This window comes from Micromonospora sp. NBC_01740 (assembly GCF_035920365.1).
In the GTDB taxonomy this organism is placed as follows: Bacteria; Actinomycetota; Actinomycetes; order Mycobacteriales; family Micromonosporaceae; genus Micromonospora; species Micromonospora reichwaldensis.
This window is the reverse complement of sequence record NZ_CP109150.1, coordinates 4,805,875-4,824,504: the sequence shown is the minus strand read 5'-3', so window position 1 is coordinate 4,824,504 and position 18,630 is coordinate 4,805,875. Positions and strand designations below refer to the sequence as shown.

The following is an 18,630-nucleotide window of genomic DNA, read 5'->3' as shown; positions in this document are numbered from 1 at the left end:
AGGGGCGAGGCGAGGAGGCGGGCGCGACGGTGCCGGATCCGGTGGTGGCCGGTCGGCGGCCCGGGACGTGGGCCGGATGCGGTGCGCCTGCTGACGGCGGGACGGATGTGACGACCGAGGCCCGGGAGAAGGGAGCGCGTCATGGTGGACCGGATCGCCGACCCGTGGGGTGAACGGACCCCGTACGGGCCGGGGCAGGAGTGGCCGGTGCGGGTGGACCGCTATCTGGCCGACGGGCGTACCGATGCGGACGTGGACCGGTGGGTGCAGTCGGCGTCGGTGCTGCACTCCAACGGTGACGCGCTGGACATCGCGGTCGCCGACGGCCGGATCGTCGGGGTGCGGGGCCGGGCGGTGGACCGGATCAACCGGGGCCGGCTCGACCCCAAGGACCTGTACGGCTGGCAGGCCAACCACAGCCCCGACCGGCTGACCCGGCCACTGGTGCGCGAGGGCGGCCGGCTGGTCGAGACGGACTGGGACACCGCGATGGGCCGGATCGTGGCCCGCTCGAAGGAACTCCTCGACGGTCCGGGCGGGTGGGGACACTTCGGCTTCTACACCACCGGCCAGTTGTTCCTGGAGGAGTACTACGCGCTGGGTGTGATCGGCAAGGCCGGGCTGGGCACGCCGCACATGGACGGCAACACCCGGCTCTGCACCGCCACCGCCGCCGCCGCCCTGAAGGCGAGCTTCGGCACCGACGGGCAACCCGGCTCGTACACCGACGTGGATCACTGCGACGCGATCGCCCTGTGGGGCCACAACGTCGCCGAGACCCAGACGGTGCTCTGGATGCGGATGCTGGACCGGCGGCGCGGCCCCAACCCGCCGGCGATGCTGGCGGTCGACCCGCGCGCCACCCCGGTGGCGCGGGAGGCCGACCTGCACCTCGCCGTGCGCAGCGGCACGAACATGGCCCTGATGAACGGCCTGCTCCGGGAGATCATCCGGCGCGGCTGGTACGACCGCGACTACGTCGACGCGCACACCCTCGGCTTCGAGGAGCTACGCCGCATCGTCGACGGCTACCCGCCCCGGCGGGTAGCCGACATCTGCGACGTGCCGGCCGCCGACGTGGAACGCGCCGCCGAGCTGCTCGGCACCTCGCAGCGGCTGCTGTCGACGGTGCTACAGGGCTTCTACCAGTCAAACCAGGCCACCGCTGCCGCCTGCGGCGTCAACAACCTGCACCTGATCCGGGGCATGATCGGCCGCCCCGGCGCCGGGATCTACCAGATGAACGGCCAGCCCACCGCGCAGAACACCCGGGAGACCGGCGCCGACGGTGACCTGCCGGGCCTGCGCAACTGGGAGAACACCGCGCACATCGAGGAACTGGCCCGGCTCTGGAACGTCGACGTCGACGTCATCCCGCACTGGGCGCCCCCGACGCACGCCATGCAGATCTTCCGGTACGCCGAGCAGGGCTCGATCAAGCTCCTGTGGATCAGCGCCACCAACCCGGCGGTGTCCCTGCCCGACCTGTCGCGCATCCGGCGCGTCCTGGCGAAGCCGGAACTGTTCGTGGTGGTGCAGGACCTGTTCCTGACCGAGACCGCCGAGCTGGCCGACGTGGTGCTGCCCGGTGCCACCTGGGGCGAGAAGACCGGCACGTTCACCAGCGTCGACCGCACCGTGCACATCTCCGACAAGGCCGTCGACCCACCGGGCGAGGCGAAGCCGGATCTGGACATCTTCCTCGACTACGCCCGGCGGATGGACTTCCGGGACCGCGACGGGCAACCGCTGATCCGGTGGACCGGACCGGAGGAGGTGTTCGAGGCGTGGAAGGAGTGCTCGCGGGGGCGCCCGTGCGACTACACCGGCATCACCTACGCCAAGCTGCGCGGCGGCTCCGGCGTCCAGTGGCCCTGCACCGACGAGCACCCCGACGGCACCGAGCGCCTCTACACCGACGGGCGCTTCCCCACCGACCCCGACTACTGCGAGACGTACGGCCACGACCTCGCCACCGGCGCCGAGTTCACCGAGCCGGAGTACCGCGCCAAGGAGCCGGACGGGCGGGCGTTCCTGCACACCGTCGACTACCAGCCCTCCCCCGAGGTGCCCGACGACGAACACCCCATGCTGCTGACCACCGGCCGCACCGTCTACCAGTTCCACACCCGCACCAAGACCGGCCGGGCCCCACAACTCGACCGGGCCGCGCCGGACGTGTGGGTGGAGCTCAACCCGGCCGACGCGGCCCGGCTCGGTATCGCCGAGGGCGACCTGGTCGGCGTCGCCTCGGCGCGCGGCGGCATCCAGGCCCGCGCCCGCCTCTGCGGCATCCGCCCCGGCGTGGTGTTCCTGCCGTTCCACTACGGCTACTTCGACCAGGACCCGCACGAGCGCACACCCCGCGCCGCCAACGAGCTGACCGTCACCGCCTGGGACCCGGTCTCCAAGCAGCCCCTCTTCAAGGTCGCCGCCGTCGCGGTCGAGAAGCTCGCCGACGGCCGCGGCGTACCCGCACCGGCGCCGACGGTCGGCGGCAGCGCGCCGCCCCCGGACGCCGGCATCCCCCCGACCGTCGGTGGACCGGCGGCGCAGGCCACCAGCGGGAAGGAGTGAACCGTGCACCTCGCTCACTACCTCGGCCTGCTGCACCGCGCCCAGGTCAACCTCGCCGACGCGTTCCGGCAGGTCGCCGACGCGCACGCCGAGGAACCCGACATCCGCCACCTGTGTGAGCGACAGGCGAAACGCTGCGACGCGCACGCCGAAGGCCTGCGCCCGTTCGCCGACCGCTACGCCGAGGACGCCCCGACCGAACCCGACCGGCTGCACTCGCAGCTGTTCACCGGCACCCGCACCGGCGGCATCGGCCTGCTGCGTGACCTGCAGGACCTCTACCTGATGGCCGCTGAGTGCGACATCGCCTGGACCGTCGTCGGCCAGGCCGCCTACGGCGCGCGCGACGAGGACCTGATCGCGCTCGTGAAGCGCTGCGAGGGAGAGACCGCGATCCAGCTCAAGTGGCTGCGCACCCGGATGAAGGCCGCCGCACCCCAGGCGCTCGTCGTCGCCGACTGACCGCCGCCGACCCGCCCCCAGATCGCGGCCATGCGCCCGATTGGCGGGGCCGTCGCGGGGCAGTAGGTGGCGATGGATGAACAGGTGATGCTGTTCGCCCCGGCACCGGCCGGCCGACCGGGTCGCCGGACTGCCCTCGCCCCGTTCGGTCAGGTGCAGGTGGCTGTCGCCGAGAGGGGTCACGGCTACGTCCGTACGGCCTTCGAGGAGAACGGCGCCCGCCGCGTTCCCGGCACCGACCTGGCCTGGCTCGCCGACGGGTACGCCGCCGTCACCGCGGTCCGGGCCCTGGGCGACCTGCCCGACCTGGTGGTGCCGACGGCGGAAGCCGGGGGCCCTGCCGTCGGCTGATTCGCCCGGCACCGGCCACCCGTCCCGCCGCCGGATGGGCGGTGGGGCGGGTGGCCGGTGTCTCGTCGGGTCAGGTCGCGCCGGCGATGGGAATCGTCGGTCAGCTGTTCAGCCTGGCCAGCAGCGCGTTGGCCATGCCCTGCTCGCCCCTGGCGTTGGGGTGGAAGGGGGCGGCGGCGTTCTGCGGGACCAGCCCCTCGACCCAGCGGGTGCCGCTGCTCTTGCACGTGTCGCGGCCGACCGACGGGGCGTAGACGTCGGCGTAGGTGGCGTTGTTCGCGGCGGCGGTGCTGGCGAGCATCCCGTTCAGGGACTTCTGGACGCCGCGCAGGTACGGCACGTCCTGGTAGGCGATCGGGACCACCGGCCAGCAGCCGTAGCCGCTGTCCGGCACGATCGCCGGGTAGCCGAGCACCACGACCCGGGCGCCCGGCGCGGCACGGTGGACGGCCTGCAGCACGGCGGTCACCTTCGGCGCCGTGGCGGCGATCCTGGCCTGCAACTGGTCGACGCCACCGGCGGTGTACCGGTTCTTGCACGGAGACCCGAGGGGGCTGCTCAGGCTCGCCTCGGCGCAGTCGGTGATGATGCCGGAGAAGCCGATGTCGTTGCCGCCGATCTGCACGGTGACCAGTGTCGTGTCCGGGGTGACCGCGCTGAGCTGCGGCGGCAACGAGATGCCCAGTGCGCCGCTGCCGCCGACGAGGATGTCCTCGGTGGTGGCGCCGGAGCAGCTCACGTCGGCGAGCGCCGACGAGCCGACGGAGGCGGCGACCAGCGACGGGTAGTTGCGGTTGGAGCGCAGGCAGTTCAGGTCGACCTGGGTGGGGATCAGCGGGCCGGAGGTGTACGAGTCACCCAAGGCGACGTAGCGCCCGGTGGGCGCGGCGGCGTTGGCCGGTGCGGCGAGGGTGAGCAGCACACCGGCGGTGGCCGCGGCGAACGCGGCCAGCCGGCTGGCGGCCCGGAGGAACGGCAGGCGGGGACGGGTCATGGCATCTCCCAGCGGGGATCATGGTGGGTGCCGTGATTCTGTCCGCGCCGTCGTCGCACGTCAATATCGACGGCCATTGTTGCCACGGGCCGTCGGGCGGAACGCGACGGCGGCTCGGCCACCCCTTCCGCGCGCGGGAAGGTCCGACGCACTAGCATTGCCGCAGTCCGGGACGGCTCTGCTGAAACGAGGCGAAATGCGTTGGCTCCAGCGACTGCTGGGCGGCGGGCGGGTCCAGCTCGATCCGGAACGGCAGCAGGCTCTGCTACGCGACGTCCAGCACCGGTACGGCGCCCACGCGCAGCTCCGGTTTCCCGAGCAGGTCGAGGCCGTCGCCGGCATGCTGAACGACGACGACGGCGTGGTGGTGGCGGCCCGGATCGTGAGCCAGGTCGCCGACGAGGCCTACGTGGACCTACAGGCCCAGGCCCAGGACGTCCACCGACGAACGGGCCGGCGGCTCCTGGTGCACCGCCGCAACTATCGGCCGCTGTGGATGGAGGCCGGCCGGGCCCTGCGCTGGCCGCTGTTCGCGTTGCCGAGCGGTTTGCACCCGTACGCGCAGGTGGCCGCCGCCGTCGCGGTGCTCGGCGGCCAGGCGGCCCGGCTCGACCGGGTGACCGACCCGAATCCTCTCGTTACCCGCGTGTTCGAGGTGCTCGACCTCACGACCGCCGGCTGGGAGTACGGCCGGGTGCGGGTGGACACCGACGCCGCCGCCCTCGCCGACAGGCTGATCACGAGCGCCGGACAGATCCTCGCAGCCATGGACGACCCGCCCCGGCTGCCACCTCCGGTCCGTGAGCTCATGCGCCGCAACAACACCCTCGACGTGCACGATCCGGCCAGCCCTCGGGTGGTGGGTGGGTTCAACCCGGGCGCCAGGATGCGCGAGCAACTGCTGGCCTGAGGACATCGCGGCGGGTGATCGCGCCACTTCGGTCGCAGCGGACAACCGCGAAGAGAACTGTCCCGCTTCAACGTATATCGGGCTGGAGGGCTTGCCGCAAGACCCGTGTCCTGCCGCAGAATCGTCCGCTGAACCGGAAACCGGCGAAGAAGCGGGGCACGACGTGCGAGTGTCGTTGTCGCGACGGATGCCGGCTGCCTCGGAGGGGTCGCGATGATCGAGCAGTACGTGTGCGACCTCCACGAGGTCGACGACGCGCAGGTCGCTTCCGTCGGCGGCAAGGGCGCGCACCTGGCGGCTCTGTCGCGGGTCGACGGCATCCGCGTGCCGGCTGGCTTCTGCGTGACGACGGACGCCTTCCGGCGGATCATGGCCGAAGCGCCGTCGATCGACGATCGGCTCGACCGGCTGTCGCGCCTGGACCCGGACGACCGGGAGACGATCCGCGCGCTCGGTGCGGAGATCCGACGGGCCATCGAAGCGGTCGTCCTCCCGGACGACGTGGCGGCGGCGATCGTCCGGGCCCTCGCCCGGCTCGGCGAGGGGGCTGCCTGTGCCGTCCGGTCCAGCGCGACGGCGGAGGACCTGCCGACGGCCTCCTTCGCGGGCCAGCAGGACACGTACCTGAACGTGGTGGGGCAGGAAGCGGTCCTCCAGCACGTCAGCCGGTGCTGGGCCTCGCTCTTCACCGAGCGGGCCGTGACCTACCGTCGACGCAACGGCATCGACCACCGCACGGTCCACATGGCCGTGGTCGTGCAGAAGATGGTCTTCCCGCAGGCGGCCGGCGTCCTGTTCACGGCCGACCCCGTCACGCACCACCGGAAGGTCGCTGTCGTGGAGGCGAGCTTCGGCCTCGGCGAGGCCCTCGTCTCGGGGTTGGTGAACGCCGACGCCTACCGGGTGCGGGACGGTCAGATCGTCGAAAAGGCGATCGCCGCCAAGCGACTGGCCATCCACGCCCTGCCGGCCGGCGGGACGAGGCAACAGGCGATCGACTCGGAGCGGCAGGAGCAGCCGGCCCTGACGGATGCGCAGGTCGTACGGCTGGTGCGGCTGGGCCGGCGGATCGAAGCCCACTTCGGCCACCCCCAGGACATCGAGTGGTGCCTGGTCGACGACGACTTCCAGATCGTCCAGAGCCGGCCGATCACCACGCTGTTCCCCATCCCCGAAACCGGCGACGGCGCGAACCACGTCTACGTCTCCGTCGGTCACCAGCAGATGATGACGGACCCCATGAAGCCCCTGGGGATCTCCATGTGGCAGCTGACGGCCATGGCGCCGATGCACGAGGCCGGCGGGAGGCTGTTCGTCGACGTGACCGGGCGCTTGGCCGCGCCCGCGAGCCGCGCCGGCCTTCTGGAGATGGTAGGGCGGTCCGATCCGTTGATCAGGGACGCGCTGGAGACCGTCCTCGGTCGCGGCGACTTCGTCCCGTCGCTCCCCGACCAAGGGCCGGCAGGGCCGCCCGCCGGCGGCGCGCCCGCCCCGATCGAGACCGATCCGGCCATCGTCGCCGAGCTGGTCGAACGCAGCCAGGCGGCCCTCGCCACCCTGCGGCGCGACATCCGGACGAAGTCCGGGCCGGCGCTGTTCGACTTCCTGCTGAAGGCCTTCCAGGAGCACAAGCGGGGCCTCGGCGATCCGCTGAGCATGCAGGCGATCATGGCGGGGATGGAGGCCACGTGGTGGCTCAACGACAGGCTGTACGAGTGGCTGGGTGAGAAGAACGCGGCCGACACGCTCACGCTCTCCGCGCCCGACAACGTCACGTCGGAGATGGGACTGGCGCTGCTGGACGTCGCCGACGTCATCCGCCCGCACCCGGAGGTGGTGGCCTTCCTGCGGGAGGTCGAGGACGAGGGCTTCGTGGACGAGCTGCCACGGCTCCCGGGCGGCCGGGAAGCGCGCGACGCCATCCGGGCCTACCTCGACAGGTACGGCATGCGCTGCGCCGGCGAGATCGACATCACGAGGCCGCGCTGGAGCGAGCGCCCCAGCACGCTCGTGCCCCTCATCCTCGACAACGTCAGGAACCTCGAGCCGGGCGCCCGCGAGCGGCGCTTCGCGCAGGGGCGCCAGCAGGCGGCGCGGAAGGAACGGGAGGTCCTGGAGCGCCTGCGGGCCCTGCCGGACGGGGAGCGCAAGGCGGAAGAGACGAAGCGGATGATCGACCGGGTCCGGACCTTCATCGGGTACCGCGAGTATCCGAAGTACGTCATCGTCAGCCGCTACCTCAGCTACAAGCAGGCCCTGCTGAGAGAGGCCGGGCGCCTCGTGCGGGCCCACGTGCTCCCGGAGCCGGAGGACATCTTCTACCTCACGTTCCAGGAGCTCCACGACGTCGTGCGTACGCACGAGGTGGACGACCAGCTCATCCAGCGGCGCAAGGACGCGTTCAGGTCGTACCGGACGCTCACCCCGCCCCGGGTGCTCACGTCGGAGGGCGAGGGCATCGCCGGCGCATACCGGCGCGAGGACGTGCCGACCGGCGCGCTGGTCGGCCTCCCGGTTTCCGGCGGGACCGTCGAGGGGCGGGCCCGCGTCGTCCTGGACCTGGCCGAGGCCGACCTCGAACCGGGCGACATCCTGGTCACCGCCTACACCGACCCGAGCTGGTCACCCCTGTTCGTCGCGATCGCGGGACTGGTGACGGAGGTGGGCGGCCTCATGACCCACGGGGCGGTGGTCGCAAGGGAGTACGGCCTGCCCGCCCTCGTCGGGGTGGCGCAGGCGACCCGGCTGATCCGGGACGGACAGCGGATCCGCGTGCACGCCACCGACGGGTACGTCGAGATCCTGTCCTGACCGGCCACGGGGCTGCGACCGGACGCGCGCCGCCGATCACGCATTGACATCGGGCGTCCCTCCACTCCAGACTGGCGCCACAACTCAACCAACGCGCGTGCGTGCGGGGGAAGTCCGGTCGAAGTCCGGCGCTGGCCCGCAACGGTAGGCCGTCGAGATGCATCTCCGACGGCGAGCCCGAATACCCGACGTACGCGCAGAATCCGCTCCCCACCCGTCGTGGCCCACGGGTCGGAGTCCCGGTCGACCCCCGCGCTGCGGCGGGTGGCCGGGCTTCTGACGACCGCCGGGCCGGAAAGGCGCTTCCGATGGTCGTCCGCCTGAGCCGGCACCGCCTGCTCACCCTGTTCCGCGGCGTGCTCGCCGCCCTCACCCTCACCACCCTCACCCTCGCCGCGCCGGCATCCGCTCACGTCTCCCCCACCTCGCCTGCCGCGGTCGGCCGGTCGGAGGCCGCGGCCGGCTGGCTGGCCCGCCAACTCGTCGACGGCGAGCGCCTCGAGGTCGTCTTCGACGGCGTCACCTACCCCGACCAGGGCCTCACCCTCGACGCGGTGTTCGCCTTCGCCGCCGCCGGCGTCGCCGACGACCCGGGAGCCCGGGCGCTGGCCTGGGTCACCCGGCCGGACATCCGCGACGCCTACCTCGGCGACGGCGCGACCGAGGCGTACGCGGGCGCGACCGCCAAGCTCGCCCTCGCCGTCCAGGTACGCGGCGGCGACCCCACCGACGTCGGCGGCGTGGACCTGGTCGCCCGACTGCGCTCGCTGCAGGCCCCCACCGGCCGGTTCACCGACCGGTCGGCGTACGGGGACTACAGCAACACGTTCAGCCAGTCCTTCGCCCTACTCGCCCTGGGCCGCACCTCGCAGGGCACGCCCCCGGCGGCCGCCGCCTGGCTGGCCGCCACCCGCTGCCCGGACGGCGGCTACCCGCTGCTGCCCGCGCAACCGGTCTGTGCCTCCGACGTGGACGCCACCGCACTCGCGGTGCAGGCGCTGCGGGCCACCGGCCGCCCGTCCGACGCCGCCGCCGGGCTGCGCTGGCTGCTGTCGGTGCAGCGCGCCGACGGCGGTTTCGCCAACGCCGCCGGCATCCCGAACGCCAACAGCACCGGCCTCGTCGCGCAGGCGCTGCGCGACGGCAACCGGCCGCTGGCCTGGGCCCGCGCGCGGGTGTTCCTCGCCGGACTACAGGTCGGCTGCGCCGGGGCGCCGGCCGACCGGGGCGCGGTCGACTTCGACGGCGGCGCCTTCGACCCCGGCACCGCCGCCCGGGCCACCGGCCAGGCTGTCCTCGGCCTGACCGGCACCGGGTACGCCAGGCTGTCCGCGGCCGGCGCCGCCCCGGGCGCACCGGTCCCCGCCTGCCCGTGACCCGTCCCGTCGCTCCACCGATTCCAGGAGGAACCGTGTTCCGTCACCGATCCACCGTCCGCACCCGGCTCGCCGGCCTGTTGGCAGCAGCCGTCGCCGCCGTCGCCCTCACCGCCGTCGAACCCGCCCCCCGGGCCGGGTACGCCGCGGCCTGCACCGGCACCTCCGGTGTCACCGTCGTGGTCGACTTCGCCGCGCTCGGCGGTGGCGTCCAGGTCGCCTGTGCTCCGGGCGACCCGGCCTCCGGGCTGGCCGCCCTCCAGGGTGCCGGCTTCACGGTGACCGGCACCCAGCGCTGGGGGCTGGCGTTCGTCTGCCGGATCAACGGCAAGCCGACCGCCGCAGCCGATCCGTGCGTCAACACCCCGCCCGCCACGGCGTACTGGTCGTACTGGCATGCCCCCAGCGGCGGCGCCTGGTCCTACAGCACGTCCGGCGCGAGCAGCTACAACCCGGCCCCGGGCACCGTCGAGGGCTGGTCGTTCGGCGCGGGCGCCCCGCCGAGCATCGCCGCGCCCTGACCGTGGCCGCACACGGGGTGTCACCGTAGTGGTGCACCGGGTGCCGGCCACCTCCCCTGGCGTCGCGCGACGTGCGGGCGGTACGGTGTCGGCACCCGGTGCACGCCGGTCCACAACTGCATACGTCCCGAGTGGGGGGAAGCCGGTTCGAAGCCGGCGCTGACCCGCAACCGTGAGCGAGGCCCCGGGCCTCGCGAGCCGGAATGCCTCGCCCGGGACGAGCGGCTTCCACTGTCGAGGTTTACAGGGTGAAGTCCGGGCCACCGAGGTCCGTTCCACCCCGCTCATCGCATCACGCGAGCGGGGTGTCGCTGTCCCCGGGTGCTTTCCGGAGCTTCCACCGACCGCTCCGCGAAAGGCACCCCTCATGTCCCGGTCCCGTTCCCGGCGTCTCGGCGCCGGCGTCGTCGCCGCCACGGCGGCGACGATCGCCGCGCTCACCGCCGTACCTCTGACCGTCGTGGCCGCGCCCGCCCCGACCCACGCCGCCGCCGCGCGCGACGCCGCCTCCTGGCTGGCCGGCGAGTTCGCCGACGGGGTGCTGCCCGGCCCGTTCGGCGGTCCGGACTGGGGTCTGACCATCGACGGGCTCCTCGCCCTGTCCGCCACCGGGGTGGACGCGCCGGTCCGTCAGGCCGCGACGGCGCAGGTCGCGGCGCACGTGCGGTCCTACAACAGCCTCGACGACTGGGGCATCCCCGGCTTCATCGACGGCGGGTCGACCGCGAAGCTGCTGTACGCCGCCTCCGCCGCCGGCGCCGATCCCACCGACTTCGGCGGCTTCGACCTGCGGACGGAGACCCTGTCGCTGGTCGCCGGGGCGGACGCCGGACACCAGCGGGGGCGGATCACCAGCCGCACCACCGCCGACACCGGTCCGGACGCCAGCAACGCCTTCGACCAGTCCTTCGCCGTGCTGGGCCTGGCTCGCAGCGGCGACGTACCGCAGGACACCGTCGACTTCCTCATCCGCCAGCAGTGCGCGGCCGGTGGGTTCCGGCTATACCCCGACACCGCCGACGGCCCGTCCCCGTCCTGCGACGAGCAGGCCGGCGCCACCCTCGACGTCGACTCGACCGCGATGGCCGTGCAGGCGCTGCTCGCCGCCGCCGCCGACGGCGCCGCCGGCGCCACCGCGGCGGCCGCCAGGGGCGTGGCCTGGCTGGTGGATCAGCAGCGCGCCGACGGTTCGTTCGGCGGCTCCGGCCCGACCACCGGCGCGAACTCCAACAGCACCGGCCTGGCCGGACAGGCCCTCGCCGCCGCCGGCCGCGACGCCGAGGCCGCGCGGGCCGCCGGCGCGTTGGCCGCACTACAGCTGACCGCAGCGAACGGCGGCGCGGCCGCCGCCGACGCGGGCGCCGTCGCCTACAACACCGACAGCCTGACGACGGCGGTCGCGTCCGGGATCACCGACACCGACCGGGACCAGTGGCGTCGAGGCACCGCACAGGCCGTGCTCGGCCTCGTCCAGGTGCCGCTGGGAGGCATCGGCCTCGACCCGCCGCCGTCGTCGCCCGGGCCGACCCCGACCGGCACGGCCCCGCCCACCGCCACCGCCTCCCCCAGCGCCACCACCTCCCCCACGCCCACCGGGTCACCGACGCCCACCGGGACGGCCGTCCCGACACCGAGCCCGTCCGCGACCACCGTGCCGTCGACCCCGTCCGCCACGGCGTCGACGACCGCCGCCCCGGGCGCGACCCCGACCACCCCGGGCCTGGGCGGGCTGCCGACGACCGGCGCGGCGATCACCAGCTACGTGCTGATCGCGTTCCTGCTGGTCGGCGGCGGGGTGCTGCTCGTCGTACTCGGCCGTCGGCGGGCGGCATGACCGTCCGGGCCGCCCGCGCCGGACTGGTCGTCGCCCTCACCGCCGCCGGCACGATGGTCGGATCGGGCACCCCCGCGAGGGCCGCCGGATCGGCCGGCTACTGCCCGGACGCCTCCGGTGTGACCGTGGTGGTCGACTTCAACGAACTCGGCGGCGGGACCGTGGTGCGGTGCGCCCGGGGCGAGCAGTCCACCGGGCTGGCGGCGCTCAAGAACGCCGGGTTCCAGATGACCGGCACGCTGCGCTGGGGCGAGGGGTTCGTCTGCCGGATCGAGGGCAAGCCGTCGACGGCGTCCGAGAAGTGCGTCGACACGCCTCCCGCCAGCGCCTACTGGTCGTACTGGCATGCGACCAGCGGCGGCAGCTGGACGTACAGCGACAAGGGTGTGCTCAACCGCAAGCCGCCGGCCGGCAGCTTCGAGGGCTGGTCGTTCTCCCTCAACCGCAACGCCAACGACGCGCCCCGGCCGGGCGCCGCACCGAGGCGTCCCGCGCCACCGCCGCCACCACCGTCCCCTCCGCCCCCGGCACCGCCCACCCGGGGCGGCCCGGTCGCCCCACCGCCGGCAGGAGACGGTCGGCCGGTCGCGCCACCACCTGCCACCGCGGGCCGGCCCGGCGTGGCAGGACCGGTGCCGGGCTCCGCCGGGCCCGCGCCGCTCCCCACCGGTACGCCGACCGCCGGCGGCCCGGTCCCGACACCGAGCGCGGGCGTCGCGACGCCACCCGCGAGCGCTGCCGTCAGCCCACCGGCGGGCAGTTCCGTCGACCAGCCGGCGGTGACCGAGGTGGCCGCCCCCCGTGACGCTCGCGGGATCCCGCTGGGGACGGCAGCCGGCGTGCTGCTGCTGGTCGCGCTCGGCGCGGGCGGTCTGCTGGCCGCACGGCGGCGGCGGACCGTCGAGCCGGATGACTGACCGGAGCACCCGCCGGGTGGAGAGGCCCGCCGGAGCGGACCGGGCAGGTTCGGTGGGACGGGCGACGCGCCTGCCCCGGGCGCTGCACCCCGGCGCGTGGTGGCTGTGGGCGCTCGGCCTGGCCACCGCGGCCAGCCACACCACCAACCCGTTGCCGCTGGGCCTGCTCGTCGCCGTCGCCGCGCTGGTGGTCGTCCGGCGGCGGGGAGACGCGCCGTGGGCGCTGGCATTCCGGATGTACCTGGTGCTCGGCGCGGTGATCGTGGCGATGCGGGTGCTGTTCCGGATCGTGTTCGGCGGCGGGCAGGGCGACCACGTGCTCGTCCGGCTTCCCGAGATCCCCCTGCCCGCGTGGGCGGCGGGAATCCGCCTGTTCGGGCCGGTCGCCGCCGAGCAGCTCCTCGGCGGGTTCTACGACGGGCTACGGCTGGCCACGATGCTGGTCTGCCTCGGCGCGGCGAACGCCCTGGCCAACCCGAAGCGGCTGCTCAAAGCCGTGCCCGGGGCCCTGTACGCGGTGGTCACCGCCGTGGTGGTGGCCCTGTCGGTCGCCCCGCAACTGGTCGAGAGCGTGCTGCGGGTCCGCCGGGCGCGGCGGCTGCGGGGTGCCTCCGGCCGGGGAGTACGGGCGTTGCGGGGCATCGCGCTGCCGGTGCTGGCCGACGCGCTGGACCGGTCGCTGGCACTGGCCGCGGCGATGGACTCCCGGGGTTACGGCCGCACCCCGGCGGTGCCGGCCGGGCAGCGCGCCGTCACCGGTGCGCTGGTGCTCGGCGGGCTGGTCGGCGTCTGCGCCGGCACGTACGGGCTGCTCGACGCCACCGGCCCCGCGTACCTGGGTCTGCCGATGCTCCTCGTCGGCCTGTCGACCGCCGTGGCCGGCATGCTGCTGGCCGGCCGTCGGGTGCGGCGCAGCCGCTACCGGCCGGACCACTGGCGGGGCGCGGAACTGCTCGTGGCCGGCTGCGGGGTGGGTGCCGCCGCGCTGACGGTACTGGCCGGTTCGGTCGATCCGGAGCTTCTCTATCCGCCGGTGAGCCCACTCACCTGGCCCGAGCTGACGCCGCTGACGCTGCTCGCCGTCGTGGTCGCGGCGGCACCGGCCTGGTTGGCGCCACCTCCCGCGCTCGCGCGGACGTCCGCCGCGCGCACCGCCGGCCCGGCGACCGCACCCCGCGGTCCGGTCGACGCCGCGCCGGCGGGCGGAGCGGGTCGGCTGGCGTCGTCGTCCCCCACGCAGGGAGGCCCTTCGTGATCGACTTCGACCGGGTGACCGTCCGTTACGCCGAGAGCGACCGCCCGACCCTGCGGGACGTGACGCTGCGCATCGACGAGGGTGAGCTCTGCCTGGTCGTCGGTCGCACCGGCACGGGCAAGTCCACGCTGCTGCGGGCGATCAACGGGCTGGTGCCGCACTTCACCGGCGGCACCCTGCACGGCAGCGTGACGGTCGACGGCCGGGACACCCGCCGTCATCCGCCGCGTGACCTCGCCGACGTCGTCGGCGTGGTCGGGCAGGATCCGCTGTCCGGGTTCGTCACCGACACCGTCGAGGAGGAGCTCGCCTACGGGATGGAGCAGCTCGCCCTGCCGGCGACGGTGATGCGCAAACGGGTCGAGGAGACCCTCGACCTGCTGGGCATCGCCGAGCTTCGCGACCGGCCGCTGCGGACGCTGTCCGGCGGGCAGCAGCAGCGCGTCGCCATCGGGTCGGTCCTCACCGCCCACCCGCGGGTGCTGGTGCTCGACGAGCCCACCTCCGCGCTGGACCCCACCGCGGCGGAGGACGTGCTCGCCGTGGTGACCCGGCTGGTGCACGACCTCGGCGTGACGGTGGTGCTGGCCGAGCACCGGCTGGAACGGGTCGTCCAGTACGCCGACCGGCTGCTCTACCTGCCCGGCGACGGTCGGGTGGTGGACGGGGAACCGGCCGCCGTGCTCGCCGACGTCGACATCGCACCACCGCTGGTCGAGCTGGGCCGTCTCGCCGGCTGGACGCCGCTGCCGCTGTCCGTACGCGATGCCCGCCGGCGGGCGGCCGCCCTGCGCCACCGGCTCGCCGACGCCGCCGTGCCGGCCGCGGCGACGGTCCCGGACGCGCCCCCCGTCCTGACGGCCCGCGACGTCGTCGTGCGCTACCCGGGGACGGTCGCCGTGGCCGGCGTCGACATGGAGCTGTCTCCCGGCCGGATCGTGGCGTTGATGGGGCGCAACGGCTCCGGCAAGTCGAGCCTGCTCTGGGCGGTGCAGGGCAGCGGCCCCCGCCAGGGCGGGACCGTCGCCGTCGTCGGCGCGCAGGGCACCGTCGACCCGAAGGCCCTGCCGCCGGGCCGGGCCCGCCGGCATGTCGGTCTGGTCCCGCAGACCCCCGGTGACCTGCTGTACCTGGAGACGGTGGAGGCCGAGTGCGATCAGGCCGACCGGGAGACCGGAGCACCGGCCGGCACCTGTTGGACGATGCTCGACCAGCTCACCCCGGGGCTACCCGCCGACCGGCACCCCCGTGACCTCTCCGAGGGGCAGCGGCTCGCGCTCGCGCTCGCCGTACAGCTCACCGCCGCCCCGCCGGTGGTCCTGCTCGACGAGCCGACCCGCGGCCTGGACTACCGCGCCAAGCGGCAGTTCACCGCCGTCGTCCGACGGCTGGCCGCCGACGGCCGGGCGGTGCTGATCGCGACGCACGACGTCGAGCTCGTCGCGGCCCTCGCCGACCAGGTCGTGGTGATGGCCGAGGGGGAGATCGTCGCCGCCGGCACCACGGCGGAGGTCATGCTCGCCTCGCCGGCGTTCGCCCCGCAGGTGGCCAAGGTCCTCGCCCCCGCGCCGTGGCTGACCGTGGAGCAGGTCGCGGCCGCACTGGCCACGACCGGGGAGCCGGGGTGAGCGTGCTGCGGGTCGCCCCGCGTACCGCTGTCGTGCTGGTCCTGGCCTCGGCCGCCGCACTGGCGACCTTCACCTGGCCGTTCTTCGTCCCCGCCCATCCCGAGAGCACCGCCCGCACGGGCGAGGCGCCGCTGGTGTTCCTCGTGGTGCTGCCGGTGCTCGTCGCGCTGGTGTTGGCCGAACTCAGCTCCGGCGGCATCGACAGCAAGGCGTTGGCGATGCTCGGGGTGCTCGCGGCCGTCAACGCCGCGCTGCGCCCGCTCGGCGCCGGCACCGCAGGCATCGAGACGGTGTTCTTCCTTCTCGTACTCGCCGGCCGGGTGTTCGGGCCCGGCTTCGGCTTCCTGCTCGGCTCGACGTCGCTGTTCGCCTCCGCGCTGCTCACCGCGGGGGTCGGGCCGTGGCTGCCGTTCCAGATGCTGGCCGCGTCCTGGATCGGTCTCGGCGCCGGCCTGTTACCGGCGAGGCTGCGGGGCCGGGCCGAGATCGCTGCCCTGGCCGGCTACGGCGTCCTCGCGGCCTACGGCTACGGACTGCTGATGAACCTGTGGTTCTGGCCGTTCAGCATCGGCGCGGACACCCAGCTCTCCTACGTCGCCGGAGCGCCACTGTTGGAGAACCTGCACCGCTTCGCCGTCTTCACGGCGGTCACCTCCACCTTCGGCTGGGACACCGGACGCGCGATCACCACCGCCGTGGCGATCGTCCTCGCCGGCCCCGCGGTGCTCGCCGCGCTGCGCCGCGCCGCACGGCGGGCCGCGTTCGACGCTCCGGTCACCTTCGCCGCGCCCGAACCACAGCCGGACCCACCTCGCACGGGTGGGGACGACCGGGCGGGTTCGTCCCGGCCGGTGGCCGGAGCCGCGACCACCGACCGACCGGGCGACGTCCCCTGATGTGGTCCTAGACCGCGCGGGCCACGCAGATCCTGGCGTCGAGGCGGGGCCCCGCCTCGTAGAGCATGTACTCCACGCCGCCGTCGGTGCCGAACGTCGGCGAGGCCACCCGGCCGTTGTCCGACGCGATCGGCCGGTGGAACACGCCGAGGTGGACCTCCCGGTCGAAGTTGTTGCCGACCTCGGTCAGGTACATGTTGCCGCTGCTGCCGTGGTACGCGATGTACGCGGTGCCGTTTCGCTTCAACAGGTGCGGCGCGGAGATGTCGGTGAGCCCGTCGCCCGACGGCGACACCAGCGGGTTCGGGGAGAACTGCCAGCCGCTCCAGCCGTTCGGCGACCAGCCCCAGAAGATCTTCCGGGTGCCCGGCCGGATCGTGTGTGCGCCCATGAACACCATCACGTAGCGGTTTCCCTTGCCGGCCACCGAGTGCTCGAAGACCCGCGCGTACGAGGTCTCGGTCGTGTTGGGCACCAGGTTCGTCGACAGGATCGGCGTCTCGTTGGTGAAGCGGACGCCGTCGCTCGAGCGGGCGACCCGGGTCGTGTGGTTCTCGCCGTGGAAGTACAGGTAGAACTGCCGGGTCGGCGCATCCCACACGACGTGCGGCGACGACACGTGGCTCACCGTCGTGGACGGCAGCACCCGGTCGACGACGGGATTGTTGGCGTACTCGGTGTAGGGGCCCTCGAGCCGGTTGGCGTAGGCGAGGCAGATCCCGCCGGGCGCGTCGTGTGGCGCGTAGTAGAGGTAGTAGCGGCCGAGGGCACCGCTGATCTTGTCGTAGACCCCGCGCACGCACGGGAAGATGAACTCGCCGGTCGGGTTGTAACGCAACGGCCTGTCGAACGCGTCGCGCACGTACCGGTAGTTGGGGAAGCCGGCCGGTGCGGCGAGCGCCGGCGTGGGGGTCGCGGCAAGGCCGGCGCCGGTGGTCGCGGTCGCGACACCGGCGGCTGCCGCGCCACGCAGCAGCGTGCGTCGGGAGAAGGAGCCTTCCGGGGTACGCGTCATCGCGTTCCCTCCGTTCGTGGGGCGCGCCGACGGGGGCAAGGGGGTGCGGGCAGGCGTCACTCGACCCCGCGCTGAGCGACCGGACGGTGTGGACGCTCGGCGCGGAACGGGTTCGTTGGTCGATGAGTCTGCGCGCGCCGTCTCGGCGGCGTCAAGACGCTAATACGAATTAGCAAACGCTCCGGCGGGCCTTGGCCGCGCCGGCAGGCTCGGTCACCTGACGGGAGACCCACCGTCGACCGGGATGGTGTGGCCGTGGATGAAGGAGGCGTCGTCGCTCGCGAGGAAACAGACCGCCCGGGCCACCTCGTGGGGTTCGCCGTACCGGCCCGCGGGGGCCTGCATGGTCAGGTCGTAGAACGGGAAGTCGCTGGTGATCTCCGCGCCCTCGAACGCTGCGGTCTTGATGACGCCGGGCCCGATGCCCACGGCGCGGATGCCGCGGTGGCCGTAGTCGTAGGCGATCTGCTTGGTCAGCCCGATGACGCCGTGCTTGGCCGTGGTGTATTCGGCCCCGACCTCGCTGGCGACCAGACCGGAGGCCGACGAAACGTTGATCACGACGCCGCTGCCGCGCTCCAGCATGTGGGGAAGCACGGCCTTCGTCGCGAGGAAGACGCCCTTCAGGTCGACGGCCATGACGCGCTCCCACTGACTGGTCTCGATCTCGAGCAGCGGGAGGTAGGCGCCGAACACACCGGCGTTGTTCACCAGCACGTCGACGTGGCCGTACGCGTCGAGAGCGGCGCTCACCATGGCGTCGACCGAAGCCTCGTCGGTGACGTCCGCCGCCACCCCGGTCGCGTCTCCCCCGGCGTCGCGAATCCGCTCCACCGTCGCGTTGGCGCGCTCCAGGGAGAGGTCGGACACGATGATCTTCGCCCCCTCCTGGGCGAGCTCCACGCACATGGACTGGCCGAGACCGGAACCGACCTGCTCGGGGCTGTATCCGCCCCCCGTCACGAGCACGACCTTGTCGGTGAGTCCACGCACGATCCATCTCCCGTCCGTTTTCGACCACGCGGATTCAATCTAGTCCCGCGTCACAGACGGCCACCGGGTTTCCCCCGATGTCCCCGAGGA

At 73.7% G+C, this 18,630-nt stretch carries 15 protein-coding genes and 2 riboswitches; of the genes, 12 read left to right on the top strand and 3 right to left on the bottom strand.

All coding sequences use genetic code 11. From position 1 onward, the window contains the following. Positions 1–141 precede the first annotated feature (141 nt). The 3 genes from OG989_RS21360 (at position 142) to OG989_RS21350 (ending at position 3,390) form a co-directional block, all read left to right on the top strand. On the top strand, positions 142–2,577 hold the full coding sequence (locus OG989_RS21360) for a molybdopterin oxidoreductase family protein (RefSeq protein ID WP_327028200.1): 2,436 nt from the start codon (positions 142–144) through the stop codon (positions 2,575–2,577). Between the two features lie 3 nt (positions 2,578–2,580). After that, positions 2,581–3,039, top strand: a complete 459-nt coding sequence (locus OG989_RS21355; protein ID WP_327028199.1) for a hypothetical protein — start codon at positions 2,581–2,583, stop codon at positions 3,037–3,039. Between the two features lie 72 nt (positions 3,040–3,111). After that, positions 3,112–3,390: a hypothetical protein gene (locus tag OG989_RS21350; RefSeq protein WP_327028198.1), complete on the top strand. Its 279-nt coding sequence runs from the start codon at positions 3,112–3,114 to the stop codon at positions 3,388–3,390. Between the two features lie 100 nt (positions 3,391–3,490). On the opposite strand, the gene OG989_RS21345 is transcribed toward OG989_RS21350, so the two are convergent. Next, positions 3,491–4,384 carry an SGNH/GDSL hydrolase family protein gene (locus tag OG989_RS21345; protein ID WP_151455239.1) on the bottom strand — a complete coding sequence of 298 codons (894 nt, stop codon included), beginning with the start codon at positions 4,382–4,384 and terminating at the stop codon, positions 3,491–3,493. A 196-nt stretch (positions 4,385–4,580) separates the two neighbouring features. Here OG989_RS21345 and OG989_RS21340 point away from each other — a divergent pair, with 196 nt between their 5' ends. The 9 genes from OG989_RS21340 to OG989_RS21300 all read left to right on the top strand — a co-directional run bounded on the left by OG989_RS21340 (position 4,581) and on the right by OG989_RS21300 (position 16,532). Continuing rightward, positions 4,581–5,294, top strand: a complete 714-nt coding sequence (locus tag OG989_RS21340) for a hypothetical protein (RefSeq protein WP_327028197.1) — start codon at positions 4,581–4,583, stop codon at positions 5,292–5,294. A gap of 213 nt (positions 5,295–5,507) precedes the next feature. After that, the gene (gene rph, locus OG989_RS21335; RefSeq protein WP_327028196.1) at positions 5,508–8,105 is read left to right on the top strand and encodes a rifamycin-inactivating phosphotransferase; all 2,598 of its coding nucleotides are present in this window, start codon (positions 5,508–5,510) and stop codon (positions 8,103–8,105) included. 83 nt (positions 8,106–8,188) lie between these two features. Further along, positions 8,189–8,312: riboswitch (cobalamin riboswitch) on the top strand. Positions 8,313–8,413: 101 nt separating this feature from the next. Beyond that, positions 8,414–9,481, top strand: coding sequence for a prenyltransferase/squalene oxidase repeat-containing protein (locus OG989_RS21330; protein ID WP_327028195.1), 1,068 nt, complete (start codon positions 8,414–8,416; stop codon positions 9,479–9,481). 35 nt (positions 9,482–9,516) lie between these two features. Then, positions 9,517–10,002 (top strand): hypothetical protein, encoded by a 486-nt coding sequence (locus OG989_RS21325; RefSeq protein WP_151455235.1) that lies wholly within the window; start codon positions 9,517–9,519, stop codon positions 10,000–10,002. A gap of 112 nt (positions 10,003–10,114) precedes the next feature. After that, a riboswitch (cobalamin riboswitch) is annotated at positions 10,115–10,232 on the top strand. A gap of 137 nt (positions 10,233–10,369) precedes the next feature. After that, on the top strand, positions 10,370–11,836 hold the full coding sequence (locus tag OG989_RS21320) for a cell wall anchor protein (RefSeq protein ID WP_327028194.1): 1,467 nt from the start codon (positions 10,370–10,372) through the stop codon (positions 11,834–11,836). Then, a complete protein-coding gene (locus OG989_RS21315; RefSeq protein WP_327028193.1) occupies positions 11,833–12,753 on the top strand; it encodes a hypothetical protein in 921 nt (306 codons plus the stop codon). Before OG989_RS21320 ends, OG989_RS21315 begins: the two co-directional genes overlap by 4 nt. After that, a complete protein-coding gene (locus OG989_RS21310) occupies positions 12,746–14,008 on the top strand; it encodes a CbiQ family ECF transporter T component (protein ID WP_327028192.1) in 1,263 nt (420 codons plus the stop codon). The genes OG989_RS21315 and OG989_RS21310 overlap by 8 nt, the downstream gene beginning before the upstream one ends. Further along, entirely contained in the window at positions 14,005–15,636 is a 1,632-nt protein-coding gene (locus OG989_RS21305) for an ABC transporter ATP-binding protein (RefSeq protein ID WP_327028191.1), read from the top strand. Before OG989_RS21310 ends, OG989_RS21305 begins: the two co-directional genes overlap by 4 nt. Then, a complete protein-coding gene (locus OG989_RS21300) occupies positions 15,633–16,532 on the top strand; it encodes an ECF transporter S component (RefSeq protein ID WP_327028190.1) in 900 nt (299 codons plus the stop codon). Before OG989_RS21305 ends, OG989_RS21300 begins: the two co-directional genes overlap by 4 nt. Positions 16,533–16,539: 7 nt before the next feature. Here OG989_RS21300 and OG989_RS21295 read toward each other — a convergent pair whose 3' ends face one another. Together OG989_RS21295 and OG989_RS21290 are read right to left on the bottom strand one after the other, a co-directional pair. Continuing rightward, entirely contained in the window at positions 16,540–17,547 is a 1,008-nt protein-coding gene (locus OG989_RS21295; RefSeq protein ID WP_327028189.1) for a hypothetical protein, read from the bottom strand. Between the two features lie 213 nt (positions 17,548–17,760). Beyond that, a complete protein-coding gene (locus tag OG989_RS21290; protein WP_327028188.1) occupies positions 17,761–18,540 on the bottom strand; it encodes an SDR family NAD(P)-dependent oxidoreductase in 780 nt (259 codons plus the stop codon). Positions 18,541–18,630 lie beyond the last annotated feature (90 nt).